The following is a 23620-nucleotide window of genomic DNA, read 5'->3' on the forward strand; positions in this document are numbered from 1 at the left end:
GCAAACGAGGTCAAAATCCATCGTTTGGCCGGGAGGAGGGGGAGTGCCAATAATGCTCACACTTGCTGAGGAGGTACCCATGAACGTGAATGACCCGATCGACCTGCGTGACCCCGATTGCGTTCCCCGCGCACGGCGGCGCGTGCCGGTGTGGATCCCGATTGCCTTGATCGTGGCGGTGCTGGGTGCGGCGAGCGCGGCGAGCGTCTTCGTGAAGGACACGCGCACGGTCGCCGAGCGCCACGGCACCGTGTTGCAGAACATCGCGCTGTGAACGCCATGGACGTCTCGCTGGCCCCGGGCCAGTTCGTGACGCTCGAGCACGGACGCGGCGTCGAGATCTGCGTGGCGCAGGGCCGGCTCTGGATCACGGAGGAATCGCGGCTCGACGACATCTGGCTGAGCGCGGGCGAGAGTGCGAGCCTGCACGGCGACGGTCGCGCGCTGATCGAGGCCGTCGACGCCTCGCGCGTGCACATCGAAAAGAACTGAGGAGACTCCATGGTGGCCCGCCTTCCCGCGTTGTTGCTGATCGGCATGCAGAACGACCATTTCCCGGGCGGCCTCGCGCCGCTCGAAGGCATCGAGGCGGTGGCCCCGAAGGCCGCGGCGCTCCTCGCGCAGTTTCGCGAGAACGACTGGCCGCGCTTCCACGTGCAGCACGTCTCGATTCGACCGGGCGCGAACCATTGCGTGGCCGGGTGCTGCGGCGTGGAGTTCCACGACTCGCTCGCCCCGCTGCCCGACGAGCCGGTCATCGTGAAGCATGTCGCCAACTGCTTTCGCGATACGACGCTGCACGACGACCTCTGGGAACGCGACGTGGGCGAGCTGGTGGTTGCCGGCGCCTGCACCCACCTGTGCGTGGATGCCGCCGTCCGCCATGCGGTCGACTTCGGGTTCGCGTGCAACGTGATCGAGGACGCGTGCATCGCGCGCTCGGTGTCCCATGGCGGGCGCACCGTTTCCGCCACCGACGTCCACGCCGCGCACCTGGCCACGCTCGCCGGCAGCTATGCGCGCGTGCTGAGCCTCGAAGCCTGGCTCGCGCGCCGCCATCCCGAGGCGCTCGCCGCCTGAAGGATCTCGGTACTATCCCGGTTCGCCCCCGGGAGGTACCCATGGCCGAACCGAAGACGAGACCGACGAAGGAGAGCGTGGCGAAGTTCATCGCCGGGCTCGAGAACGAGCAACGCCGCAAGGACGCGAAGGCGGTCCTGGCGCTCTACCGGAAAGTCACGGGCGAGACGCCGGTCATGTGGGGTCCGTCCATCATCGGCTTTGGAACCTACAAGTGCATGACCGGCGGCAAGGAGATCGATTGGCCGCGCGCCGGATTCGCGCCGCGCAGGACCGGCCTCGTCCTCTACCTCGTGGCGGAGATCCTGGCCTCGGACCCGCTCATGAAGAAGCTCGGCAAGTACAAGACGGGCGCGGTTTGCCTGTACATCAACCACCTCGCGGACGTGGATGAACGCGTGCTCGCGACGCTGGTCGAAAAATCCCAGGCCTGGATGCGCAAGAAGCACCCCGCGTGGGACAGCGCCTTTTTTTCCCCCACCCTGTCGAATTTCGGCCCCGCCGTTCGACTACAGGGCACGAACACCAAAACTCGAGGAGAGACGCATGGCTGCCTACATCGATGGATTCGTGATCGCGGTTCCGAAGAAGAACGTCGAGACCTATCGCAAGATCGCGAAGGTCGCGAGCAAGGTCTGGATGGACGCCGGTGCGCTGCAGTACATCGAGGCCGTGGGCGACGACCTCGCCACGAACCACGGAACGCCGTTCACCAAGCTCGCGCGGACGAAGCCCACCGAGACGGTGGTGTTTTCCTACGTCGTCTACAAGTCGCGCGCCCATCGCGACCGCGTCAACGCGAAGGTCATGAAGGACAAGCGCATGCTGAAGTTGATGGAGGCTCCCATGCCCTTCGACGGCAAGCGCATGTCGATGGGCGGCTTCAAGATCATCGTGAAGGCCTAGGAGGCGACGATGCGATGCCTCGTGATGGTGAAGGCCACGAAGAATTCGGAGGCCGGCCTCCTGCCCAGCCAGGAGCTGCTCACGGCGATGGGCAAGTTCAACGAGCAACTGGTGAAGGCCGGGATCATGCAATCGGGCGATGGCCTGCGGCCCAGCTCGAAGGGCGCGCGCGTTCGCTTCAGCGGCGACAAGCGCCAGGTGTTCGACGGCCCGTTCGCCGAAACCAAGGAGCTGGTCGCGGGCTTCTGGGTGTGGAAGGTGAAGTCGCTCGCGGAGGCGATCGAGTGGGTGAAGAAATGCCCCAACCCGATGCCCGGCGAGGACTCCGACATCGAGATTCGCCCGATGTACGAGGCCGAGGATTTCGCCTGACTAAGCGGTGCCCATCTTCGCGCGCACGAGCCCCGCAAGGTGCTCGACGCGGGCGTCGCGAATCCCGTGGGCGCGCAGCGTTTCGGTGGTCTTGAAGAGATAGTCGTGGGCCGGCCCGTAGCGGCCGGCCGCGCTCGCGAGCGCCTGCACCATGATGTCCTCGGGAATCGCGCCGGAGTAACCCGTGCACGTGCGATTCACCGTGAAGACCAGCGCGCGAATCGTTTCATCACCCACGCTGCAGTTGAGCCACTTGGGGCGGTACGAGCCGTAGTTCATCTCGCGCTTCCAGATGCGGCCCATTTCCTCCTGCACGCGATCGGGCGCGATCCGATAGATGAGCCCGCGGCAGCTGCCGCCGCATTCGAGCGTGAGCACGAGCCCGGGGTTCTCCGGCGTGCCGCGATTGATGCGCGACCACACGCGAAACGATCGGTGATAGCCACGCACCGTGGCGACATGGCGCGCGTCGAAGGAGAAGCTCGGGTTCCACATGAGCGAGCCGTACGCGAAGATCCAGAACGGCGTGCCGGGCGTCCAGGGCTCGAGCGCGGCGCGCAGGCTTGCGAGCAGTTCCGTGGGCGTGAGCGGTGTGGCGGCCTCGGGCGGAGGCGCGTAGCCGCCGTGGGGCGCGTTCAGGGGGCGAGACGGCGAATTCGCCACTCGGGGCCTTCGCGATCGTAAATGATGCGGTCGTGCAGCCGGCTCTGCCGCCCCTGCCAGAACTCGAAGTGCGAAGCCACGAGGCGGTAGCCGCCCCAGTGCGGCGGCCGCGGCGGGTTCTCGCCGTGCTCGCGAGCGAGCTCCTGCAGGCGCTGCTCGAGCCACGCGCGGCTCTCGATCGGTTCGCTCTGCGGGCTTGCCCACGCGCCGATGCGCGCGCCCAGCGGCCGGCTGGAGTAGTACGCGTCCGAGACCGCGGCCTCCACCTTCGTGATCGCCCCCTCGATGCGCACCTGGCGCTCGAGCTCTTTCCACATGAAGGTGAGCGCCCCGGCGTCATTGGCGGCGAGCTCGCGCCCCTTGCGGCTCGCGTAGTTGGTGAAGAATACGAAGCCCGTCGCGTCCGTTTCCTTCAGCAACACGATCCGCCCACTGGGCTGACCTTCGCCATCCACCGTCGAAAGGTGCATCGCGGTCGGCTCGGGCACTTGCGCCTGGATCGCTTCGGCCATCCACGCGTCGAACTGCCGCATCGGGTCGCGATCGACTTCGCGCTCGTCGAGCGAGCGCAGCGAGTATTCCTTGCGCAGGTCGTTGAGGTTCATGCCGGGTAGTTCGAGACCTCGAGCAGGTTGCCGTCGGGATCGCGGAAGTAGACCGACATCATCGCGCCGAGCGCGCCGGTCTTCTCCACCGGCCCCTGGGCGATTGCCACGCCGCAGGCCTTCAGGTGGGCGGCGACCTGGTCGAGCGGCGTCGCGGCGATGAAGCACATGTCGATGGCACCGGGCGTGGGCTTGAGGGCCTTGGGCTCGAACTCGCGCCCGGCCTGGTGCAAATTGATCTTCTGGCGCCCGAAGGCGAGGCCGGTGCGGCCCCCCGCGAAGGTGACGCGTTCCATCCCCAGCACGCGCGAGTAGAACTCGCAGGTGCGGTCGATGTCGGCGACGGTGAGGACGACGTGGTCGATGCGGTCGATGGCGATCATTCGAAAACCGGGCTCCGTTTTTCGCTATCCTACTTGCAGACGGAGGAGAACAGAAATGGACAGAGTCAGGGATTCCGACCCGGTCATGGCGATTCGCTCCGCGAAGGGGCACGTCACGAAGGAAGAATGGCAGGTGCGCACCGACCTCGCGGCGGCCTACCGCCTCGTGGCGAAGTGCGGCTGGGACGACCTCGTGTTCACGCACCTCTCGGCGCGCGTGCCCGGGCCGCATCACCACTTCCTGATCAACCCGTACGGAATGATGTTCGGCGAGATCACCGCTTCGAGCCTCGTGAAGATCGATCTCGAGGGCAACAAGGCGATGCCCTCGCCCTTCGACATCAATCCCGCGGGCTTCACGATCCACTCCGCGGTCCACGAGGCACGCGAGGATGCGCACTGCGTGATGCACCTGCACACCGTGGACGGCGTGGCGGTGTCGTGCCAGAAGGGCGGGCTGCTCGCGATCTCGCAGCAATCGCTCTTCCCGCTCTCGAACCTCGCGTACCACGACTACGAGGGCGTGGCGCTCAATCCCGAGGAGAAGAAGCGCCTGGTCGCCGATCTCGGCAAGAACCACAACATGATCCTGCGCAACCACGGGCTGCTCACGTGCGCGCGCACGGTGCCCGACGCGTTCCTGCTGATGTACATCCTGCAGAAGTCGTGCGAAGTGCAGGTGCGTGCGCAGGCCGGCGGCGGCGAGCTGATCCCGATTCCCAAGCCCATCCTCGAGGGCATCCAGAAGGCCTCGGAAACCGTCACGCGCCAGTCGGGCGGAATGCTCGCGTGGCCGGGGTTGCTGCGGATGCTCGACCGGGAGCAACCCGGCTGGCGTCACTGAGGTGCAGGGCGATGTCCTGACCCTGGTCCTCCTCCCGGCGGGCCTGATGTTCATCATGTTCTCGCTGGGGATCGGGCTTACCGTCGCCGACTTCCGCCGCGTGTTCGCCAATCCGCGCGCGTTCGCGGTCGGCGCCCTGTGCCACTTCGTGCTGCTGCCGCTCGTGGCCTTCGCGCTTCTCAAGCTCTGGGGACTTTCGGGCGCGCTCGCCGTGGGATTCATGATCGTGGCTGCGTGTCCCACCGGGACGACCTCGAACATGCTCACGTACTACGCCCGTGGCGATGTGGCGCTGGCGCTCTCGTTCACGGCGTTCGCGGGGCTGGTCTCGATCGTGACGGTGCCGTTCATCGTCGGCGCGTCGATCGGCCATTTCATCGGCGAGGCGCGCGACGTCGCGTTTCCCGCCGGCACGATGATGGGCCAGATCTTCATCGTCATCGGCGTGCCGGTGATCGTGGGCATGCTGGTGCGCGCCAGGTGGCCGGGCTTCGTCTCGCGCTGGCAAGCGCGCCTGGGCCTTGTCGCGGCGATCGTGTTCGTGGTGATCGTCGCCGCGAGCATCTTCAAGCACCGCGCGTTGTTCGCCACTCACCTCGCGTCACTCGCGCCGATCGTCCTGTCGATCAACGCGATCCTGCTGGTGCTCGGCTATGGCCTGTCGCGCGCCATCGGGGTCGAGCGCCGCCAGGCGGTCACGGTGGCGATCGAATCGAGCGTGCAGAACGTGACGCTCGCCATCGTGATCGCCTCCACGATCCTCCGCGACGACGCGATGATGCTGCCTGGGGCGATCTACGGCGTGCTGATGTACTTCACCGGGATCGCGTTCATCTTCATCGCGCGTCGCTGGGTGGGTCCCTAGAGAGATCGCAGGAAGTTCAGCAGGTCCTGCTTCGTGCGTTCGCCCAGGTCGTTGAAGCGATCGATCGTGTCATTGGCTTCCGACGCATCGCCGCCGCGGTCACTGCCGCTGCGATGCGCGGCGATCGCCTCCATCAGGTCCGAGGTCCTTCCGTCGTGCAGGAAGAAGATCCGCTGGCCCAGGCCCCACAGAGGCGCGGTGCGGAATTCCGAAGGTCCCGCCTGGCCCTGCGTGATGCCGTCGGCGAGCCCTGGTCCCATGTCGTGCACGAGCAGGTCCGAGAACAGGTTGACGGACTTGTTGCGCAAGGCGGCGACCGACGAGTTGCCCGTGCGCATCGAAGGCGTGTGGCACATCGCGCAGCCCACGCTCGTGAACGCATTGCGCCCGTTCGCGATCGAGTCCGACCCCCCGGGTGAAATCGTCGAGGGCGTGGGCGGTGCCAGGAAGCGCTGGAACACCGCGAATTTCTCGATGGCCCCCACGGCATCGAGCGGCGTCGTTGCATTCGTGTTCAGGAAGTCGTTGGGCACCGGCGCGAACTGGCAGGCGGGCGACTCGTCACGCTCGACCTGGAAGAGCTCGTTGGTGATGCCCATCTCGACGTTGTAGGCCTCGCCGGAGAACAGCAGCAGCGACTGGTTCTGCGCTTTCCATCCGAAGCGCGCGATCGTGCCGTCGTTGCCGTTGTTGTTCGCCTGGCCTGACACCGTGCGTCCCGAGAGCGAGAAGTTGGCTTTCCCGCGAACGCCGCGCGCGCGCTTGGCGGTCAGGTCCGACGCCTGGTTGGCGAGGATCACGCTGTCGGGAATCTGCTCGATCAGCCCCGCGCCGAACACCGGCGAGGGAATCCGGAAGACCACGTTGCGATTGGAAACCTGGCGCTCGAAGTCGGGCTGCGCGAGCCGGCATCCCGGCGCCGCGGGACTTCCCGCGATCGTGAACAGCGCGTGCACGCCGCCGTCGGCGGAACCGTCGGCGTTGCGCACGAAGCGCGCTTCGCGGATCGGCCCGTTGGAACGAATGAACGACGGGACGCGGTTGGTCATGCCGTTGAGGTTCGCGAACGCGACCTGCGGATTCACGGCGGGGCTGGTGCCACCGATCGCGGGTTGCGAATGGCAGCCACCGCAGCCGTCGAGGTTCATCGTCGGGCCGAGGCCTTCGTCAATCTCTTCGGCCTCTTCGAAGTCCGCCTTGCCCGCGAGGAAGAAGGCGATCTCCTTCGGACTCAGTCCCGGCAGGGCTCCTCCCGCGCCCGACGAACCACCGCGAACGCCCGGATCACGCGCGCGAAATTGGGATGCGACATCGGTTGTGTGGAGCAAGCTGGTGCCGACCAGGACGGCGATCGGGACGACAAAGGCGCTTTTCCGCATGGTTCGCGACTCCTCTCGCGTGCGTGCGCCGGATGGTTGTCGGTGACTTCGGTAAAACATGCACGCATCGACCGTGCCATCCGTCGGAATCGTGGGTAATCAAGGAGTTGGTTGTAAAGATTTCCGCGCGTTTGTCTGGCGGAGGAGACGCCGTTCGCGCGCTACGAGGTCAACGTATTGAATTCCAACGAATGCCTGCAGTCGCTGGAATGTGACGCCGCTAGTGCGCGAGATCCTCGCGACGCAGCGTGAACACCTTTCCCGTCCCTCCGACCGTGCGGGGCCACTGGAAAGGTAGCTTCGGGAAGGCCTTCACCAGCGCTCGCTTGTTGTGCCCCATCTCCACCACGAGCAGGCCGCGCGGATTCAGGTGGCGACGCACTTCACGAAGGATCGTGCGCGTGTGATCGAGGCCGTCGCAGCCACTCGCGAGGGCCATCGCCGGCTCCGCGCGGTATTCCTCCGGCAACGCGCGCATCGACGAAGCCTTCACGTAGGGCGGATTGGAAACGATCAGGTCGTACGTGCGATCGCCCAGCGCGGCGAACATGTTCGAGCGAATCAGCTTGATGCGCTTGGTGAGCTTGTAGTCGGCGACATTGCGCTTCGCCACTTCGAGCGCGTCCGACGAAAGATCCACCGCATCGACCTTCACCTTCGGGCGCTTGTCGGCGAGCAGGATGGCGAGGCAGCCCGAGCCGGTGCACAGGTCCAGGCAATCGGAGATGCCGGGCTTCGCGAAGAGGTCCTGCCCCCACTCGCGCAAGAGCAATTCCGCGATGAACGAACGCGGCACGATCGCGCGCTCGTCGACGTAGAACTTGTAGGGACCGAGCCAGGCTTCGTTGAGCAAATACGCAGCGGGTTTGCGCGTGGCGATGCGCTTGGAGACAAGGGCGCGGTACGTGCGAGCCTTGGCCGCGCTCACGACGATGTGCTCGTCCATTTCCGCATAGGGAACGCCGAGGGTGTGCAGGAGGAGCCACACGCTTTCGTCGAGCGCATTCACGGTGCCGTGGCCGAAGGAAACGCCAGCAGCTTCCATGCGCGCGACGGCCTCCTCGAGCAGGTCGCGGGCCGTCGTCATTTCGCGATCAGCAGGCCTTCGAGCGCGAGGCGGTAGACCTCGGTGAGCGGCTCGAGCTCGTCGAGCGCCACGGCTTCGTTGACCTTGTGGATCGAGCGGTTCACCGGGCCGAACTCCGCGACTTGCGGACAGATGTCGAAGATGAAGCGCCCGTCGGAAGTACCGCCCGCGCAATCGACCTTCGGCGTGACGCCCGAGACCTGCTTCACCACGCCGGCGAGCACGTCGATCAGGCGGCCGCGCTCGGTGAGGAAGGGCTTGCCGCCCAGCGTCCACGCGAGGTCGAACTCGAGGCCGTGTCGCTCGAGGACCTGCTGCACGCGCGCCTTCAGCGAATCGGGCGTGCTCTCGGTCGAGAAGCGGAAGTTGAAGTCGACCTGCATGTGGCCGGGCGTGATGTTCTGCGCGCCGGTACCCGCGTGGATATTGGAAACCTGGAAGGACGTCGGCGGAAAGAATTCGTTGCCGCGATCCCACTCGGTTGCCGCCATCTCCGCGATCGCGGGCGCGGCGAGGTGCACGGGATTCTTCACGTTGTGCGGATACGCCACGTGCCCCTGCACGCCGTGGACTACGAGGCGGCCGGTAAGCGTGCCGCGGCGGCCTCGGCGGATCGTGTCGCCGAAGACCTGCGTGGAGGAAGGCTCGCCGACGATGCAGTAGTCGAGTGTTTCGCCGCGCGCCTTCAGCGCCTCGACGACGCGCACGGTGCCATCGACCGCGACACCTTCCTCATCCGAGGTGATGAGCAGCGCGACCGAACCCGGATGCGACGGATGCGCCGCGACAAAGCGCTCGCACGCGACGACGAACGCGGCGATGGAGGCTTTCATGTCGGCGGTGCCGCGGCCGTAGAGCTTGCCCTCGCGCACGGTGGGCACGAAGGGATCGGAGTGCCACTTCTCGAGCGGTCCGGGCGGGACGACGTCGGTGTGGCCCGCGAGCACCACCAGCGGCTTCGCGGTGCCGCGGCGAATCCACAGATTGGTGACGTCGCCGCAGGCGAACACCTCGGGCTTGAAGCCCAGGGGGGTCAGGCGATCGATCAGGAGTTGCTGGCAGCCCTCGTCGGCCGGGGTGACCGACTTACGTGCGATCAGCGCTTTGGCCAGCTCCAGCGTTTCGTTCTTCAAAGGCGATCTTTCCGGTGAGCAGTTGCCAATACATCACCCAGTCGCCCATGAAGCTGTACAACGGGTGCTTGAAGGTGGCGGGACGGTTTTTCTCGTAGGCGAAGTGCCCGACCCACGCGAAACCATAGCCCGCGATGGGCACGAAGTAGAAGAGCCACCACTTCTGCGTGGTGATCGCGGTGATCGTGAGGCCGACGACGAGGCTGGTGCCGATGAAGTGCAGCTTGCGGCACGTCGGATTGCGGTGTTCGCCGAGGTAGAAGGGGTAGAAGTCCCAGAAGCTCGCGTAGCTCACAGCGCCTCCTCATGGATCGGAATCGGCCGCCCGTCACGACGCGCGACGGTGGGGCCCACGCGCTCCTCGATGTAGCGGCGCAGCTGCGGCTTCGCGCCCAGCAGGAAGAACGCTTCGGCACACACGAAGAGCGGCCCGATGAGCAGCTGCTTCACGTCGTCGAAGAACGCGGGCTTCATTCCCTCGAACTTGTGGCCGATGAACTGGATGATCCAGCCGACGATGAAGATCCCCGCGGCGAGTGCCAGCGTGGCGCCGGTGGGCAGGCGGTGCGTGATCTCGCTCGACATCGCGAGCATGACGAACATCGTGGCCACCATCGCCACGCCGAGCGTGAGGTCCAGCCACAGGTAGTACGCGCAGCCGGCCACGCAAACGAGGGCCGCGATCGTCACGGGAAAACCGAGGTCGAGCGGCAGCGACATCGTGGCGAGTGCCAGGACGATCGCGAACACGATCATCGGCACGCCGACGAAGTGCGTGGCAATGTTTCGGCGGTCGCGGTGGTAGGCCGCGTACTGGGTCAGGTTTTCGGCGAGCTTCTTCAATGGCCCAGCGTCTGTTCCGGCTCTTCCGAGATCTTGAAGTCGCCGAACGAGGTCGAGCCCGGCCGCGAGGGCTGCTTCGCCTTCTCGGCCATCGCCGGCATGATCCCGGAGTTACCGAGCAGCAAGCCGAGGTTGGTGGCGGAGTCGGCGTTGGCGAGCGCTTCCTCGGTGGAGATCTTGTTCTGGCGCACGAGGCGGAAAAGGTCCTGCTCGAAGGTCTGCGAGCCGGGCGACATGCTTTTCTCCATCGCTTCCTTGATCTCGCCCACTTCGCCCTTCTCGATCTGCTCCTGCACGTTGCGCGTGTTGAGCAGCACTTCCATCGCCGGCGTGCGGCCGCCGTCGATCGTCTTGATCAGGCGCTGCGAGATGACCGCTTTCAAGGACACCGCGAGATCCTGCAGCAGCATCGGGCGCACTTCGAGCGGGAAGAAGCTGATCACGCGGTTCATGGCCTGGTAGGCGTTGTTCGCGTGCAGCGTCGAGAGGCAAAGGTGGCCCGAGAGCGCATACGTGAGGGCCATGCGCATCGTTTCCTGGTCGCGGATTTCGCCGATCAGGATGCAATCGGGCGCCTGGCGCATGGCGTTGCGCAGCGCTTCGTGGAAGGCGGTGGTGTCGTTGCCGACTTCACGCTGGTTGATGATCGACTTCTGCGGCGTGAAGACGTATTCGATCGGGTCCTCGATCGTGAGGATGTGGCCGGCCGCGGACTTGTTGCGGAAGTCGAGCATCGAGGCGAGCGTGGTGGACTTGCCCGAGCCGGTCGCGCCGACCACGAGGATCAGGCCGCGCTTTTCCATGACGAGCGAGGAGAGCACCGGGGGCAGGTTCAGCGAGGCGATCGCCGGGATCTCCGCGGTGACGAAACGGATCACGCCGCCCACCGAGCCCTTCTGCCAGAACATGTTCACGCGGAAGTTTCCAAGGCCCAGCATCGGCTTGGCGAAGTTGAGCTCCTTGTCCCTCTCGAGGATCTCGATCTGCGCCGGCGTGAGCATCTCGTAGCAGATCTTCTTCGTCGTCTCCGCGTCCATGGATTGCGGATTCACCGGCATGATCTGGCCGGCGATCTTGATGGACAGCGGGGAACCCGCGGAAATGAAGATGTCCGAGGCTTTCTTCTCGGCCATCAACTGCAGGAGCTTCTCGATGAACATTGCGTGCGTCTCCCGTTGTGCTGCCTAGTCGCCCCTCAGCAATTCATTGATGCCCGTTTTGGCCCGGGTCTTGGCGTCGACCTGCTTGATGATCACCGCGCAATACAAACTATACCGCGCATCGGGACCGGGGAGGTTGCCGGATACGACGACGCTTCCGGGCGGAATCTTCCCGTAGGAAACCTCGCCGGTCATGCGGTTGTAGATCTTGGTGCTCTGGCCGATGTAGACCCCCATCGACACCACCGAGCCCTCGCCGACGATCACGCCCTCGACCACTTCGCTGCGCGCGCCGATGAAGCAATTGTCCTCGATGATCGTGGGGTTGGCCTGCAGCGGTTCGAGCACGCCGCCGATGCCCACGCCGCCCGACAGGTGCACGCCCTTGCCGATCTGCGCACAGGAGCCGACCGTGGCCCAGGTGTCGACCATCGTGCCTTCGTCGACATAGGCGCCGACGTTCACGTACGAGGGCATGAGCACGACGTTCTTCGCGATGAACGCGCCGTGGCGCGCGGCCGCGGGAGGAACGACGCGGTAGCCGCCGGCGGCGAAGTCGGCCTGCGAGAAGCGCGCGAACTTGGAATCGACCTTGTCGAAGTAGTGCGTGAAGCCGCCCTGCATGATCTCGTTGTCGCGCAGGCGGAACGAAAGCAGCACCGCCTTCTTCAGCCACTGGTGCGTGATCCACTCGCCGCCCTGCTTCTCGGCCACGCGGAGCTTCCCGCTGTCGAGGCCCTGGAGCGCCTCGGCCACCGCGGCCTTCACCTCGGTTGAAGCGTTCTTCGCGTTGAGGTCGGCGCGGTTTTCGAAAGCGGCATCGATCGTTTGCTGCAAGGTCATCTCACGGCTCCTGCGTGTGCGGGTGCCCATTGGCGGGCGAAATCTCGAATCCTCCGGCCGGCTTCGACGGCGTCGTCGACGGTGGAGACCAGGGCGATGCGGATGTGGCCCCTCCCGGGGTTCACGCCGTGTGCATCGCGGGACAAATAGCTGCCGGGCAGCACGGTGACGTGCGCTTGCTCGAAGAGCTCGCGCGCGAATGCTTCGTCGTCACCGGGCACGGCAGCCCAGAAATAGAACGCCGCCTCGGGCATCGCGAGCGGCAGCACGGGATTCACGAGCTCGTAGAACGCCGCGAACTTCTCGCGATAGAGGCGCCGGTTCTCGGCGACGTGGCGTTCGTCCTTCCACGCGGCGGCCGAGGCGAGCTGCACGGTGTTGCTGAGCGCCGTGCCGTGATAGGTGCGATACAGCGCGAAGTCCTCGAGGAGTGCCGCATCGCCCGCGGCGAATCCCGAGCGCAGGCCCGGCGCGTTCGAGCGCTTCGAGAGCGAGCCCACCGCGACCAGGCGCTCGAAGGTGTCGCGGCCCAGCTGGTAGGCGGCGGCGAGGGCGCCCAGCGGCGGCGCGGACTCGTCGAAGTAGATTTCGCTGTAGCACTCGTCGGAGACGATCGTGAAGCCGTAGCGGTCGGAGAGCGCGAACAGCTCGCGCCACTCGTCGAGCGGCATCACGCGGCCGTTCGGGTTGTTGGGCGAGCAGGTGAAGAGGAGCCGCGTGCGCTTCCACACGTCCTCGGGGACGCCCGCCCAGTCGGGACGGAAGCCGCGCGAGGCGAGCGCGTTCACGTAGTACGGTGTGGCACCTCCGAGCAGCGTCGCGCCTTCGTAGATTTGGTAGAACGGATTCGGGCAAAGCACCAGCGAATCCCGATCGTCGTGATCGAGCGTGGCCTGCGCGAAGGAGAAGAGCGCCTCGCGGCTGCCCGCGACCGGAAGCACTTGCGTGGCCGCATCGATCGCTACGCCATGGCGCTTCGCGAGCCACGCGGCCACCGCTTCGCGCAGCTCGGGCAAGCCGCGCGTGAGCGGATACCGCGAGAGGCCGGCGGCGTTTGCCGCAAGGGCGTCCTTCAGGAACGCGGGTGTGGGGTGCTGCGGCTCGCCGATGGAGATGTTGATCGGCGCGAGGTCCGCGGGCGGACGCGCGCCGGCCAGCAACACGCGGAGCTTTTCGAAGGGGTAGGGCTGGAGTAGACGCAGGCGCCGATTCACCCCGTGATTATAGGGAATGAACCGGCGTGTTGCGTCGGGAGCGAAGGCGGCAGAGCTGCTTAAGTCCTGGGGCCACCGTCCGCGTCGTCCTTCATCAATCCGAAGCGGACGAAGGGGAGCTTCAGCCACCAACGCAAGCCGCCGCGGCGACGCACTTCCGCGTCGCGGGCGGCGAGCGCCGCCTGGGCCTCCGCAATGCGCGCATCGCGTTGCGCGAGCGCGGTGTCGCTCGTGGCCTGCGCCCAGGCTCGCTCGGCGCGCAGCGATTCCACGGCCGCGCGCAGTTGCGCCGCGTCGGCATCGCGTTGCGCGAGCTGCACGGTGAGCGCCTGGCCGTGGGCAGCCGACTGCTCGAGCCACTTCATGACCTTCTCGTAGTCCTTGTGGACCCAGTCGTCGAGGTCGGAGAACACCGAGACCGCCGGCGGCAGGGCGATGGACACACGCCTGCGGCTTGCGATCACCACGAAATAGAGCGGGGCGCCGAGAGCCGGAGAGGCCTCCTGCGGATGCGCTTCGGAGACTTCGAACAACTCGCCCGAATGCGCCGTGCCGTTTTCCGGCGCGATCACCGAAAAGAAACTCGGACGCTGGCCGTACCAGCTCACCTCGGGGAAGCGATCGCCGACGAGCTTCGCGAGCTCGGCGCGGTAGAGCTCCTTCACGTGGAACTCGTTCTTGAAGTTCCGGCGGTCGCTGTACTCGCTCTTGTTGGGGCACGACATCACCAGCACGCCGTCGGGCTTCAACACGCGTGCGAGCTCGTCCATGAAGGCTTCCTGCGTGTCGATGTGCTCGATCGTCTCGAACGTGACCGCGACATCGAAGCTCGCGTCGGGCCAGGGCAGCTTCGCGCAGCTCGCGTTGGCGAACTCGAGGTTGGAAACCTTCGCGTACGCGGCGCGGGCGTGCGCGATCGCCTGCTCGGAAATGTCCGCACCTGTCACGTGCTCGGCACCGCGCGCGAGCAGCGCCGAGCCATAGCCTTCGCCGCAAGCCATGTCGAGCACGCGCTTGCCCGCGACCCAGCGCGAGGCGAAGTGGTAGCGATGCCAGTGCTCGACCCAGATCTCGCCCTTCACTCCGGGAATGAAGCGCTCGCCGGTGAACTCGAGTTCGTCGTTCATCGCACGATCCGGCGGCGGCGCAGCCATTCCTTCGCGGGCTGGCGCCAGGAAGCGATGCTCGCGAGCCATTTGTGCGAGCCCACAAAACGGCGGAGGTCGTTCCGAGTGACCATCATCACCGCCTGGCTGCGCACGTACGCGTCGGCCATCTCGGAGATCGCACGCGGCGACAACGTGAGGGCGAGCGCGCGCTGGCGCTCGAGCGCATCTTCGTAGGCGCGATCGAGCAGCGCCTGGCGCTCCGCCGCGACGCGCGCGGCGGCGGGCACGCGGTACTTCGAGGTCGTTTTCTCCACGAGCACGAAGTCGTTCTCCAGCGTGTAGCGCGTCCACAGGTTCCAGTCTTCGAGCTGGTCCATGTCCTCGGCGAATCCGCCGAGCTTCTCGAAGAGGCTGCGATGGAAGAGCACGGCTTGGATCGGGAGATAGTTGTGATGCCACAGGATCAGGCGGTCGAAGCGCTGCTGGTGGCGGGTGACGTGCAGCACCTCTTCATACACGGCACGCGAGGCATCGACGAACTCTGTGTGGGTTTCCCACGCGAGCGAGTACGCGCCCTTGAGGCCGGTGCGCTGCACCGATTCCACCAGCACCTCGACGTGATCGGCGAAGAACAGATCGTCGTCGTCGAGGAAGTTGAGCCACTCGCCGCGCGCTTCGGCCATGGCGAGGTTGCCCGCGTGTGCGCGGCCGACGCGCTCGCCGGTGGCCTTGTAGCGGATGTTGAGGCGATCGCGGAACTCGTCGACCACCGCGCGCGAGAACGCGGGGCCATCCTCGATCACCACGACTTCGAGGTTGGGCCACGTCTGGTTCGCGCAGGAGGCGAGCGCCTCGCGCAACAGCGCCTGGCGATTGACCGTGCGAATGAGGATCGACACGAGCGGCGTCGCGCGTACCGGCACGTCGCGCCACGAACGCAGCTCGTGGAAAGCGCCTTCGCGGCGGATTTCGTAGCCCCACCCCGCGAAGTGCGGGCGGAAGTGCTCGTTGGCCTTCACGCGCGTGAGCAGAAAATGCGGCGCGTGCCAGAGGTAGCGCAGGTACGCGGCGAGCAGGCTTCGGCGTCGCCCCGGATAGGAACGGCGTCTCGTGAGCTCCGCGAACAGCATCGCGAAACCCTCGGCGATGCGGCCGGGGCTCCCGAAGCGCGCGCGCAGGCTCAGGCTCGCGAACACGCCGCCCGCGGCTTGCCGGGGCTTCACTTCGTCGGGCGTCGAATACGTGCGGTGGACGATGCCCGCGCGCGGGACATAGCGCAGCTTCCAGCCCTTCGCACGCAGCCGCCACGAAAGATCCACGTCCTCGCCATACATGAAGAAGTGTTCGTCGTAGCCGTTCGCGTCGTCGTAGGCCGCACGGCGATAAAGCGTTGCGGCGCCGCTTGTCCACGGCGTTTCCATCGTCACCGGGTCATAGGCCTTGGGATGCTCATACGGAATCTGGCGCAGCTCCCACGCGGCGACGTTGGCCGGGTCGGTGGCGACGTGCCCGAGCAGGATCGCGATCGCGCCCGGCTCGAGGATGCAATCCTGGTTGAGCACGAAGAAGAGCGGCGCCGTTCCGCGCGCGGCGTTCGCGTTGTGGCCGCAGCCGAACCCCACGTTCGCCCCCGAATGCTGCACGTCGATGCGCGTGAAGGCGCCGCCCGGCTGCAGCTCCGGCAGCGCTTTCAGGCGGGCAGTCACTTCGGGATCCGGACTGTTGTCGTGGATGAGGACGTTCAGGCGCGCGGGCGGATCGAGCGGCTCGGCGAGGCTCGACAGGAGCTGGCGCAGGAGAGCGAAGTCGGGCTGGTACGCGACGATGCTCAGGTCAATTTCGCGCATCGAGGGTCTTCTTGAGCAGGTAGCGGCGCACGAGGTCGGGCAGGCGGTCGAACGCGTCCTTGTGGATCTGCAGCTGCACGATCTCCTGCCCGAGGCAGCGGCGTTCCTCGACTTCGATCTCGAGGCTCGCGGAGAGCGTCTTCACGTCCGCTTCGAGCTTCGCGATCCATTCGCGCGCTTCGGACTGGAACTGCGCGAAGCGGCCGCGCTCGTCCTCCAGTGCGGCGGCGAGCTGCGCGTACTCGTCAGATAAACGAATGAGCTCCGTGCGGAAGAGCGAGCCGTCGAGGTTCGCGGTCACGAGGTGCTCGAGGTCGCGGGCATCCGCGTCGGCCGGCGCTGCCGGGTCGATCGCGAAACGCCGGTAGAGCGCTTCGAGGGATCGGGCCATGTCTTCGAGGGGCGGAAGGCGCGCCGGATCCTGGCGCGACAGCGTCGATTGTACGCGCGCGATCTCGTCGCCTTCGAAGAGGCGCCGCAGCTCGCGCGCGATGGTGGCGGCGTCGGCATCCGCGGGCAGCAGCCAGCCCCCGCCGTGGCGCTCGATGCGCTCGGCAAGCGCGCCCTGCCGCGTGGCCAGGACCGGCAGCCCGGCCGCCCAGGCGTCGGACAACGCATAGCTGAAGCTCTCGGGCACGCGATTGGGAAACAGGACGAGTCGCGCGCCATAGGCTTCGAGGAGCCCGGTCGCATCCGCATCGGCCCAGGCGCCGTGGATGAAGAGGCGCCCCGGCACGCGCCATCCGGGAAACAGTTGCCGGTCGAGGTAGCCGACGACGACGATGCCGATGTCGCTGCCCTCGAGGTGCGCGGGGAGCTCCTCGAGGATGTCGCTGCCCTTGTGCGGACCGATCGCACCCGTCACCGCGACGACGTGCTTCGGTCGCCGCGCCGCGAACTCGGCGCGGGGCGCGAGCGCGCGCGGTCCGGCATGGATCGATCCGTTCGGGACGACGCTCACCTCGAGCCCCGGGAAGTGTTCCCGTGCCAGCCCGGCGATGAAGTCCGAGGGCGCCAGCACGGCGGCGGCATCGCGCAGCACCGGCTCCATCTCCGCGAGCCACGCCGGATCGGGCTGCAGCGGATCGCCTTCCTCGAAGGCATCGGCGCGCAGGAAGAGCACGTCGTGCAGCGTCACGATCGTGCGGGCGGCGAGGTCGAGCGCGAGGCGTGCGGCAATGGCGCGCGAAGGGCGAGCCGTGGAATGCAGGTGGATGACGCCGACGCGCCGGGCGCGAAGGGCGTCGGAGGCTTTCGCGAGGCGGCTGCGATCGAGAACGTAAGTGCGCGAATCAGCGGGGTTCTCGAGGACATCGGCCGACGCCCCGGCATGCCAGAACCAATGCGGCCGGGCGACCGACCGTGCGACCGAACGCACGTGCCGGTCCACGCCCCCGCCGTGCAGCGCGGTTACGTGGACGACTGCTGGAGCGTCGGCCCCCATTTCCTCGCGTCGCCGTGCTCGGCCGTGACGGTGGTGTAGATCCCGCCACGGACCAGGAAGCGCGCGGTGAGGCGCATGTAGCGCGGGCTGGTCGCGCGCACGAGGTCGTCGAGGATCTCGTTGGTGACGGCCTCGTGGAAGCGCCCTTCGTTGCGGAACGACCAGATGTAGAGCTTGAGGCTCTTCAACTCCACGCACTTCTTGTTGGGGACGTAATCGAGGTCGAGCTCGGCGAAGTCCGGCTGGCCCGTCTTCGGGCACAGGCACGTGAACTCCGGCATCTCCATGTGGATCGCGTAGTCGCGGCCCGGCGCCGGATTGGGGAACGTCTCGAGGTCTTTGTTGGGTTTTGCCTTGGGCATTCGCGTATTTCCTTCGGCCTGCATGATAATCGAGCGTTGGCATGAGCGGGCCGAGCCCGGGAGAGATTAGGAATGTCCGATGCGAAGATGATCGTCCACGACCCGACAGGGCTCACCCCGGACGTGGATGCGAAGTACCCGCCCTGGAAGTACGTCGCGCGGCTACCGAGCGTGAGCTTCCTCGACAGCATCGGCGCACCCAACCTGGAGAACTTCTACGTCGTCGGCGAAGCCTGGGCGAGCGTGCTCGGGCGATTCATGCCGGCCGGGTCCACCGTCATCGACATTGGCTGCGGTTGCGGTCGCACCGCGCGCTTCCTCCTGCTTCGCCCCGACATCCGCTACATCGGCTTCGATGTCTTCAAGCCGGCGATCGAATGGGCCGACCGTTACCTGTCGCCGCTCACCGACGGGCGCTTCCGCTTCGAGCATTTCGACGCCTACTCGGCGCACTACAACCCGCGGGGCGCCATGCAGGCGGCCGAGGTGCGCTTCCCGGCGCCGGACGCGAGCGCGGATGTAGCCTTCGCCGCCTCACTCTTCACCCACCTCCTCGAACCCGACGCGAATCACTACCTCAAGGAGTCCGCGCGGGTGCTTCGGCCCGGCGGCGTGCTGGTCGCGAGCGTCCACATCGAGCCCAAGCCCGGCGAGAAATTCTCGGGCCGCGAGGATCGCATCGACGTCGAACCCGCGTACTTCCAGGCGATGGCCGAGCGCGCCGGATTGCGCCTTCGGGAGCGGTTGGGCGACGTTTGCGGGCAGGAGACTTTTGCATTCGAGCGGCGCTGACCTTCCTGTAGAATTCCCGGCACAAGCACCTCCCCCATTCAACCCCACCGGCCCCCGGCCTGGTGGGGTTTTGCATAAGAATCACGGCCTTGCGACTCACTTCCATCAAGCTTTCCGGCTTCAAGTCCTTCGTCGACCCCACGTCCGTCGCGGTGCCCGGCCAACTCGTCGGCGTCGTCGGGCCCAACGGATGCGGCAAATCCAACGTGATCGACGCGGTGCGCTGGGTGCTCGGGGAGTCGTCCGCGAAGCAACTTCGCGGCGAGCACATGCACGACGTGATCTTCAACGGCAGCTCCGACCGCAAGCCCGTGGGCCGCGCTTCCGTCGAGCTGGTGTTCGACAATTCGCTGGGCCGCGTCGGCGGCGCCTGGGCGCAATACGCCGAGATCAGCGTGAAGCGCGTCCTGTCGCGCGATGGCGACTCCAGTTACTACATCAACGGCCAGCACGTGCGCCGCCGCGACATCCAGGACATCTTCCTGGGCACGGGCCTGGGCCCGCGCGCCTACTCGATCATCGAGCAGGGAATGATCTCGCGCGTGATCACCTCGAAGCCCGAGGAGCTGCGCGTGTTCCTCGAGGAGGCCGCGGGCGTGTCGAAGTACCGCGAGCGCCGCCGCGAGACCGAGCTGCGCCTCGAAGACACCCGGGAGAACCTCTCGCGCGTCGGCGACATCGTCGCGGAGCTCGAGCTGCAGCTCGCCCGCCTCACCGAACAAGCGGAAGTGGCCGCGCGCTACCAGGACCTGCAGTCGCAGCTCGCACTCAACCAGAACCTGCTGTCGTTCACGCGCCTGCGCGAAGCCGAGCAATCGAAGAACCGCTACGCCAACGACATCCAGAAGGCCACCGTCAACCTCGAAGCCGAGATGGCGAAGCTGCGCGAAGGCGAACGCGCGCTCGAGGAGCTGCGCAGCCGCCACTATCAGCAGACCGATCATCTCTCCGGATTGCAGGGCCAGCTGTACGCCGCCAATGCGGATGTGCAGTCGCTCGAGCAGGAGATCGCGTTCCTCGGCGAGAACCGCCGGCGCATGGGCGCGCAGCTCGAAGGGCTCGCGACCGAAATCGGCGAGGTCGAGCGCCGCATCAATGAGGCGCAGCAGGAACGCACGCGCTGGGAGGGCGAGATCGCCCGTGCCCAGTCGGCGATCGGCGAGCGTACGGCCGACGTCACGAAGGCCCAGCAGGCGCTCGCGCCGGCCGAGGAAGTGGCGCGCAACGCCAACGCCGCGGTCAAGGGCACCGAAGCCGAGATGTCCGCCGCCGAGCAGGCGCAGGGCGTCGAGGAGACGCGCGAATCGCACGCGCTCAAGATCCTGTCGCAACTCGAAGGCCGCAAGAATCGCCTGAAGCAGGAAAACATGGCGCTGGTCTTCCCCGAGCCCGAGAAGCTCGCGGCGATCGAATCCGAGCGCAAGGGCCTCACCGACCGCATCGTGTCGCTCGGCAACGCGCAGAAGGATGCCGAAGCGAAGGTGCCGTCCCTCGAAGAGCAGCGCCGCACGTCGATCGCACTCCTCCAGGAAAAGACGCGCGAGGTGGCCAGCCTCGAAGCCGCATTGAAGGCGCTGCAGGCGCAGCAAGCCAAGCTCGACACCAATTCACGCCTCGCGGAGTGGGTGGGCCAACACGCGCTCGATCGCGCTGAGCGCCTCTGGCAGGCGATGCACGTGGATGCCGGCTGGGACGATGCCGTCGAAGCCGCGCTCGGGGTGCGCCTGAACGCCGCGAAGCTTCCCGATGACTCGGGCCTGTCCGCACTGCTGCGCGATGCGCCGCCTGGCAACTTCGCGGTCTTCATCGAGCGCGGAGCCCCGGAAGCCGCCGGTCCGCAGTCGCACCTCAAGGCGCTGGCGACCGTGGTCTCGAGCACGCGACCCGGCGTCACCGCTTATCTCAAGGACGCGCTCGCCAACGTCTTCATCCTCCCCGAGGGCGAGGATGGGCTCGCGACGGCGCGCGTTCTGCCGCCCGGTGGACTGCTCGTCTCCAAGGCCGGCCATCTGTTCAGCCGCCAGGGCGTGGTATTCCACGGCCCGCAGTCGGAACTGCACGGCGTGCTGCAGCGCCAGCGCGAGATCGAGGACCTGCAGGGCAAGATCCCCGCGGAAACGCGCGCCCGGTCCGATGCCGACGAGCGCGTGAAGGGCCTCGAGATCGAATTGAAGGAAGGCCAGGACGTCGCGCGCCGCCTGCGCGAGGACCTCGCGCAGGCCCGCCAGGAAGACCACGACCTCGAAGTCGAGTACCTCAAGCTCTCGCAGAGCTCGCAGCAGTCGGAGAAGCGCCGCGAAGCGATTCGCGTGGAGCTCGCCGACATCGAGAAGGAAGAGGAAACCGAGAAGCTCGAGATGTCGGAAGCGCAGCACGCGCTCCAGCAGGGCTCGCAGAAGATCGAGGAGATCGTGCAGCGGCTGCAGGTCCTCGAAGAAGCGGCCAAGCAGGCTCAGGCCGGCTTCGAGGGCGCGCGCACCGCGATCCTCGCCGCCGAACGCGCGGTCCAGGAAGCGCAGTTCCACGAGCGCAGCTGCCACGAGAAGGTCGCCTCGGCGGGTGCCCTCGCCGTGTCGCTGGGCGAGCGCCTGCAGGCGCTCGCGACCAACCGCGGCAACATCAGCTCGGAGCTGGGCAAGCTCGAAGAAGGCAGCGTGCGCGAACGCCTCCAGGGCGCGCTCCAGGTGAAGAGCGAACGCGAGAAGGTGCTCGCCGACGCGCGCCTGGGCCTCGAACAGATCAGCGACGAACTGCGCGCGCTCGAAGAGGGCCGCATGTCCGTCGAGCAGAACCTGAATCCCCTGCGCGAGCGCATCACGGAGCTGCGCGTGAAGGAGCAGGAAGCGTCGACGCACGTCGAGCAGTACTCGCAGCAGCTGGCCGAAGCGGGTGCGAGCCGCGAGGAACTCGCGGTGCAGATCGAGAAGCGCACGCGCTCCTCGTCCATGCAAGCAGAAATCACGCGCCTCAATGAAGAAATCACGGCGCTGGGTCCCGTGAACCTCGCCGCGCTCTCCGAGCTCCAGGCCTCCAGCGAACGCAAGGGCTTCCTCGATGCGCAGTCGGCGGACCTGATGCAGGCGGTCGAAACGCTCGAGGCGGCGATCAAGCGCATCGACCGCGAGACCCGCGACCTCCTGCAGGGCACGTTCGATGCGGTGAACGCGCACTTCCAGGAAATGTTCCCGGCGCTCTTCGGCGGCGGCCAGGCGAGCCTCAAGCTCACCGGCGAGGAGATCCTCGACGCGGGCCTGCAGGTGTTCGCGCAGCCCCCGGGCAAGAAGAACAGCTCGATCCAGCTCCTCTCCGGCGGCGAGAAGGCGCTCACCGCCATCGCGCTCATCTTCTCGCTCTTCAAGCTCAATCCGGCGCCCTTCTGCCTGCTCGACGAGGTGGACGCGCCGCTCGACGACCCGAACACCGAGCGCTTCTGCGAGCTCGTGCGCCAGATGTCGGGGCAGACGCAGTTCCTCTTCATCACGCACAACAAGATCACGATGGAGCTCGCGAGCCAGCTCGTGGGTGTCACGATGCAGGAACCGGGCGTCTCGCGCGTCGTCGAAGTCGACATCGAGGCGGCGATGGAATTCGCAAGAAAACAAGCCGCGTAAGAGGGATCAATGTCCGACCTCCAGCTCGCGTTGCTCGCCGTAGGCGCCGTGGTGATTGCCGGCGTCGTGGCCTACAACGTCATGCAGGAGCGCAAGGCGCGCGGCCGCGCGGAGCGCGCCTTCGGAAGCGATCATCCCGACGTGCTGCTCGATGGCGGACGACGCGAGCCGAAGCTCGGTGCGCTGCCCGATTCGCCGCCGGCTCCCGCGGAGGCCCCCGAGCCGGGCATGACGCGCAACACCGTTCTCGATGACGCGCTGCCCGCCGCGCTGCCGGTGGTCTCGGAGCGCATCGACACCGTCGCCGTCATCCTCGCCGACGATCCGGTCATGCGAGAACAGCTCGAGCCGCTGCTCGACGCGCTGCAATCGCACACCACGGCCGTGAACGTCGAGGGCATCGTCGACGAGCAATGGCAGCCGGTCGAGCAGTCGACGCGCGACAGCTGGCGGGAATTGCGCGCGGGGCTGCAGCTCGCGAGCCGCAGCGGCCCGCTGGGCGAGGAAGAAATCACGACTTTCAATGCGACGCTCGCGGATTTCGCGGCGAGCGTGGGCGCCGTGTCGCAACGCGAAGCCCCGTCGGCCGCCGCGGCGCGCGCGCGGGATCTCGACACCTTCTGTGCCGATACCGATATCGAGGTCGCCGTGAACGTCGTCGGCCAGTTCGGCGCCACCTTCGCGATGACGCGCGTGAAGGCCATCGCCCTCGAGTACGGCCTTTCCGAAGTCGCCTCGGGCGACCTCGTGCGCTTCGACGGGCAGGGCGTGCCGCTCTTCAGCGTGCGCCACTTCGATCGCGCGGGCTCGCGCCAGGAATCGACCTACGCCACCGGCCTCACGCTCGCCCTCGACCTGCCGCACGTCGCCAATCCCGACGAAGCGCTCTCGGAGATGGTCACGCTCGCCGAGGCCTATTGCACGACACTCGGCGGCGAGCTCGTGGACGACAACCGCAAGCCGCTCAGCGCCGCGGGTCTGTCCGCGATCCGTCGCCAGATGGAAGACGTCGTGCGCCGCATGGAAGCGCAGGGCATCCCGGCGGGCAGTTCGCTCGCGCACCGCCTGTTCGCGTAAG

Annotated in this window: 25 protein-coding genes; 10 read left to right on the forward strand and 15 right to left on the reverse strand. The window is 66.8% G+C overall.

The annotated features are described in order from the left end of the window. The first annotated feature begins 79 nt into the window (after positions 1–79). The 5 genes from DSM104440_RS04640 (at position 80) to DSM104440_RS04660 (ending at position 2358) form a co-directional block, all read left to right on the forward strand. Positions 80–274 carry a hypothetical protein gene (locus DSM104440_RS04640; RefSeq protein WP_171160899.1) on the forward strand — a complete coding sequence of 65 codons (195 nt, stop codon included), beginning with the start codon at positions 80–82 and terminating at the stop codon, positions 272–274. A 5-nt stretch (positions 275–279) separates the two neighbouring features. Further along, positions 280–492 (forward strand): DUF2917 domain-containing protein, encoded by a 213-nt coding sequence (locus DSM104440_RS04645; protein ID WP_171160900.1) that lies wholly within the window; start codon positions 280–282, stop codon positions 490–492. Positions 493–501: 9 nt separating this feature from the next. Next, complete coding sequence (locus DSM104440_RS04650) at positions 502–1080, forward strand: cysteine hydrolase family protein (protein WP_171160901.1); 579 nt, start codon at positions 502–504, stop codon at positions 1078–1080. A gap of 546 nt (positions 1081–1626) precedes the next feature. Beyond that, positions 1627–1986 carry a DUF1428 domain-containing protein gene (locus tag DSM104440_RS04655; protein WP_171160902.1) on the forward strand — a complete coding sequence of 120 codons (360 nt, stop codon included), beginning with the start codon at positions 1627–1629 and terminating at the stop codon, positions 1984–1986. A 9-nt stretch (positions 1987–1995) separates the two neighbouring features. Beyond that, positions 1996–2358, forward strand: coding sequence for a YciI family protein (locus DSM104440_RS04660; RefSeq protein ID WP_171160903.1), 363 nt, complete (start codon positions 1996–1998; stop codon positions 2356–2358). Here the strand turns inward: DSM104440_RS04660 and DSM104440_RS04665 are convergent, their stop codons facing one another. The 3 genes from DSM104440_RS04665 to DSM104440_RS04675 are packed head-to-tail and all read right to left on the reverse strand — an operon-like array spanning position 2359 to position 4009. Next, on the reverse strand, positions 2359–3021 hold the full coding sequence (locus DSM104440_RS04665) for a gamma-glutamylcyclotransferase (protein WP_212758205.1): 663 nt from the start codon (positions 3019–3021) through the stop codon (positions 2359–2361). Further along, positions 2994–3626: a pyridoxamine 5'-phosphate oxidase gene (gene pdxH / locus DSM104440_RS04670; protein WP_171160904.1), complete on the reverse strand. Its 633-nt coding sequence runs from the start codon at positions 3624–3626 to the stop codon at positions 2994–2996. The genes DSM104440_RS04665 and pdxH overlap by 28 nt, the downstream gene beginning before the upstream one ends. After that, positions 3623–4009, reverse strand: coding sequence for a VOC family protein (locus DSM104440_RS04675; RefSeq protein ID WP_171160905.1), 387 nt, complete (start codon positions 4007–4009; stop codon positions 3623–3625). The genes pdxH and DSM104440_RS04675 overlap by 4 nt, the downstream gene beginning before the upstream one ends. Before the next feature lie 55 nt (positions 4010–4064). Between DSM104440_RS04675 and DSM104440_RS04680 the strand changes: the two genes are divergently transcribed. Both DSM104440_RS04680 and DSM104440_RS04685 read left to right on the forward strand, forming a co-directional pair. Next, positions 4065–4853, forward strand: a complete 789-nt coding sequence (locus DSM104440_RS04680) for a class II aldolase/adducin family protein (RefSeq protein WP_212758206.1) — start codon at positions 4065–4067, stop codon at positions 4851–4853. Between the two features lies 1 nt (position 4854). After that, complete coding sequence (locus DSM104440_RS04685; RefSeq protein ID WP_171160906.1) at positions 4855–5718, forward strand: bile acid:sodium symporter family protein; 864 nt, start codon at positions 4855–4857, stop codon at positions 5716–5718. Here DSM104440_RS04685 and DSM104440_RS04690 read toward each other — a convergent pair. The 12 genes from DSM104440_RS04690 to queF all read right to left on the reverse strand — a co-directional run bounded on the left by DSM104440_RS04690 (position 5715) and on the right by queF (position 18139). Next, on the reverse strand, positions 5715–7097 hold the full coding sequence (locus tag DSM104440_RS04690) for a di-heme oxidoredictase family protein (protein WP_171160907.1): 1383 nt from the start codon (positions 7095–7097) through the stop codon (positions 5715–5717). The genes DSM104440_RS04685 and DSM104440_RS04690 overlap by 4 nt on opposite strands. A gap of 220 nt (positions 7098–7317) precedes the next feature. Then, on the reverse strand, positions 7318–8184 hold the full coding sequence (prmB, locus tag DSM104440_RS04695; protein WP_171160908.1) for a 50S ribosomal protein L3 N(5)-glutamine methyltransferase: 867 nt from the start codon (positions 8182–8184) through the stop codon (positions 7318–7320). Then, positions 8181–9317 carry a succinyl-diaminopimelate desuccinylase gene (gene dapE / locus DSM104440_RS04700; RefSeq protein ID WP_171160909.1) on the reverse strand — a complete coding sequence of 379 codons (1137 nt, stop codon included), beginning with the start codon at positions 9315–9317 and terminating at the stop codon, positions 8181–8183. Before dapE ends, prmB begins: the two co-directional genes overlap by 4 nt. Further along, entirely contained in the window at positions 9271–9612 is a 342-nt protein-coding gene (locus DSM104440_RS04705) for an Mpo1-like protein (RefSeq protein ID WP_171160910.1), read from the reverse strand. Before DSM104440_RS04705 ends, dapE begins: the two co-directional genes overlap by 47 nt. Continuing rightward, on the reverse strand, positions 9609–10160 hold the full coding sequence (locus tag DSM104440_RS04710) for an Mpo1 family 2-hydroxy fatty acid dioxygenase (protein ID WP_171160911.1): 552 nt from the start codon (positions 10158–10160) through the stop codon (positions 9609–9611). Before DSM104440_RS04710 ends, DSM104440_RS04705 begins: the two co-directional genes overlap by 4 nt. Continuing rightward, positions 10157–11320, reverse strand: a complete 1164-nt coding sequence (locus tag DSM104440_RS04715; protein WP_171160912.1) for a PilT/PilU family type 4a pilus ATPase — start codon at positions 11318–11320, stop codon at positions 10157–10159. The genes DSM104440_RS04710 and DSM104440_RS04715 overlap by 4 nt, the downstream gene beginning before the upstream one ends. 24 nt (positions 11321–11344) lie before the next feature. Continuing rightward, the gene (gene dapD, locus DSM104440_RS04720) at positions 11345–12163 is read right to left on the reverse strand and encodes a 2,3,4,5-tetrahydropyridine-2,6-dicarboxylate N-succinyltransferase (protein ID WP_171160913.1); all 819 of its coding nucleotides are present in this window, start codon (positions 12161–12163) and stop codon (positions 11345–11347) included. Then, complete coding sequence (gene dapC, locus DSM104440_RS04725) at positions 12160–13377, reverse strand: succinyldiaminopimelate transaminase (protein WP_171160914.1); 1218 nt, start codon at positions 13375–13377, stop codon at positions 12160–12162. The genes dapD and dapC overlap by 4 nt, the downstream gene beginning before the upstream one ends. A 59-nt stretch (positions 13378–13436) precedes the next feature. Next, on the reverse strand, positions 13437–14504 hold the full coding sequence (locus DSM104440_RS04730) for a class I SAM-dependent methyltransferase (RefSeq protein ID WP_171160915.1): 1068 nt from the start codon (positions 14502–14504) through the stop codon (positions 13437–13439). Then, entirely contained in the window at positions 14501–16333 is a 1833-nt protein-coding gene (locus DSM104440_RS04735; protein ID WP_171160916.1) for a glycosyltransferase family 2 protein, read from the reverse strand. Before DSM104440_RS04735 ends, DSM104440_RS04730 begins: the two co-directional genes overlap by 4 nt. Further along, positions 16320–17777: a glycosyltransferase family 4 protein gene (locus DSM104440_RS04740; RefSeq protein WP_171160917.1), complete on the reverse strand. Its 1458-nt coding sequence runs from the start codon at positions 17775–17777 to the stop codon at positions 16320–16322. Before DSM104440_RS04740 ends, DSM104440_RS04735 begins: the two co-directional genes overlap by 14 nt. Beyond that, the gene (gene queF, locus DSM104440_RS04745; RefSeq protein ID WP_171160918.1) at positions 17744–18139 is read right to left on the reverse strand and encodes a preQ(1) synthase; all 396 of its coding nucleotides are present in this window, start codon (positions 18137–18139) and stop codon (positions 17744–17746) included. The genes DSM104440_RS04740 and queF overlap by 34 nt, the downstream gene beginning before the upstream one ends. A 72-nt stretch (positions 18140–18211) precedes the next feature. Between queF and DSM104440_RS04750 the strand changes: the two genes are divergently transcribed. The 3 genes from DSM104440_RS04750 to DSM104440_RS04760 all read left to right on the forward strand — a co-directional run bounded on the left by DSM104440_RS04750 (position 18212) and on the right by DSM104440_RS04760 (position 23619). Then, positions 18212–18931: a class I SAM-dependent methyltransferase gene (locus tag DSM104440_RS04750; RefSeq protein WP_171160919.1), complete on the forward strand. Its 720-nt coding sequence runs from the start codon at positions 18212–18214 to the stop codon at positions 18929–18931. 89 nt (positions 18932–19020) lie between these two features. Continuing rightward, complete coding sequence (gene smc / locus DSM104440_RS04755) at positions 19021–22542, forward strand: chromosome segregation protein SMC (RefSeq protein WP_171160920.1); 3522 nt, start codon at positions 19021–19023, stop codon at positions 22540–22542. Between the two features lie 9 nt (positions 22543–22551). Further along, positions 22552–23619, forward strand: coding sequence for a cell division protein ZipA C-terminal FtsZ-binding domain-containing protein (locus DSM104440_RS04760; protein ID WP_171160921.1), 1068 nt, complete (start codon positions 22552–22554; stop codon positions 23617–23619). Position 23620 lies beyond the last annotated feature (1 nt).

The sequence above is a fragment of the Usitatibacter palustris genome (genome assembly GCF_013003985.1).
In the GTDB taxonomy this organism is placed as follows: Bacteria; Pseudomonadota; Gammaproteobacteria; order Burkholderiales; family Usitatibacteraceae; genus Usitatibacter; species Usitatibacter palustris.

What these genes read in the sequence shown, in the direction of transcription:
- DSM104440_RS04640 (WP_171160899.1), top strand. Translation starts at nt 80, where the DNA reads ATGAACGTGAATGACCCGATCGACCTGCGTGACCCCGATTGCGTTCCC.
- DSM104440_RS04645 (WP_171160900.1), top strand. Translation starts at nt 280, where the DNA reads ATGGACGTCTCGCTGGCCCCGGGCCAGTTCGTGACGCTCGAGCACGGA.
- DSM104440_RS04650 (WP_171160901.1), top strand. Translation starts at nt 502, where the DNA reads ATGGTGGCCCGCCTTCCCGCGTTGTTGCTGATCGGCATGCAGAACGAC.
- DSM104440_RS04655 (WP_171160902.1), top strand. Translation starts at nt 1,627, where the DNA reads ATGGCTGCCTACATCGATGGATTCGTGATCGCGGTTCCGAAGAAGAAC.
- DSM104440_RS04660 (WP_171160903.1), top strand. Translation starts at nt 1,996, where the DNA reads ATGCGATGCCTCGTGATGGTGAAGGCCACGAAGAATTCGGAGGCCGGC.
- pdxH (WP_171160904.1), bottom strand. Translation starts at nt 3,626, where the DNA reads ATGAACCTCAACGACCTGCGCAAGGAATACTCGCTGCGCTCGCTCGAC.
- DSM104440_RS04675 (WP_171160905.1), bottom strand. Translation starts at nt 4,009, where the DNA reads ATGATCGCCATCGACCGCATCGACCACGTCGTCCTCACCGTCGCCGAC.
- DSM104440_RS04680 (WP_212758206.1), top strand. Translation starts at nt 4,065, where the DNA reads ATGGACAGAGTCAGGGATTCCGACCCGGTCATGGCGATTCGCTCCGCG.
- DSM104440_RS04690 (WP_171160907.1), bottom strand. Translation starts at nt 7,097, where the DNA reads ATGCGGAAAAGCGCCTTTGTCGTCCCGATCGCCGTCCTGGTCGGCACC.
- prmB (WP_171160908.1), bottom strand. Translation starts at nt 8,184, where the DNA reads ATGACGACGGCCCGCGACCTGCTCGAGGAGGCCGTCGCGCGCATGGAA.
- DSM104440_RS04715 (WP_171160912.1), bottom strand. Translation starts at nt 11,320, where the DNA reads ATGTTCATCGAGAAGCTCCTGCAGTTGATGGCCGAGAAGAAAGCCTCG.
- dapD (WP_171160913.1), bottom strand. Translation starts at nt 12,163, where the DNA reads ATGACCTTGCAGCAAACGATCGATGCCGCTTTCGAAAACCGCGCCGAC.
- DSM104440_RS04730 (WP_171160915.1), bottom strand. Translation starts at nt 14,504, where the DNA reads ATGAACGACGAACTCGAGTTCACCGGCGAGCGCTTCATTCCCGGAGTG.
- DSM104440_RS04735 (WP_171160916.1), bottom strand. Translation starts at nt 16,333, where the DNA reads ATGCGCGAAATTGACCTGAGCATCGTCGCGTACCAGCCCGACTTCGCT.
- DSM104440_RS04740 (WP_171160917.1), bottom strand. Translation starts at nt 17,777, where the DNA reads ATGGGGGCCGACGCTCCAGCAGTCGTCCACGTAACCGCGCTGCACGGC.
- queF (WP_171160918.1), bottom strand. Translation starts at nt 18,139, where the DNA reads ATGCCCAAGGCAAAACCCAACAAAGACCTCGAGACGTTCCCCAATCCG.
- DSM104440_RS04750 (WP_171160919.1), top strand. Translation starts at nt 18,212, where the DNA reads ATGTCCGATGCGAAGATGATCGTCCACGACCCGACAGGGCTCACCCCG.
- DSM104440_RS04760 (WP_171160921.1), top strand. Translation starts at nt 22,552, where the DNA reads ATGTCCGACCTCCAGCTCGCGTTGCTCGCCGTAGGCGCCGTGGTGATT.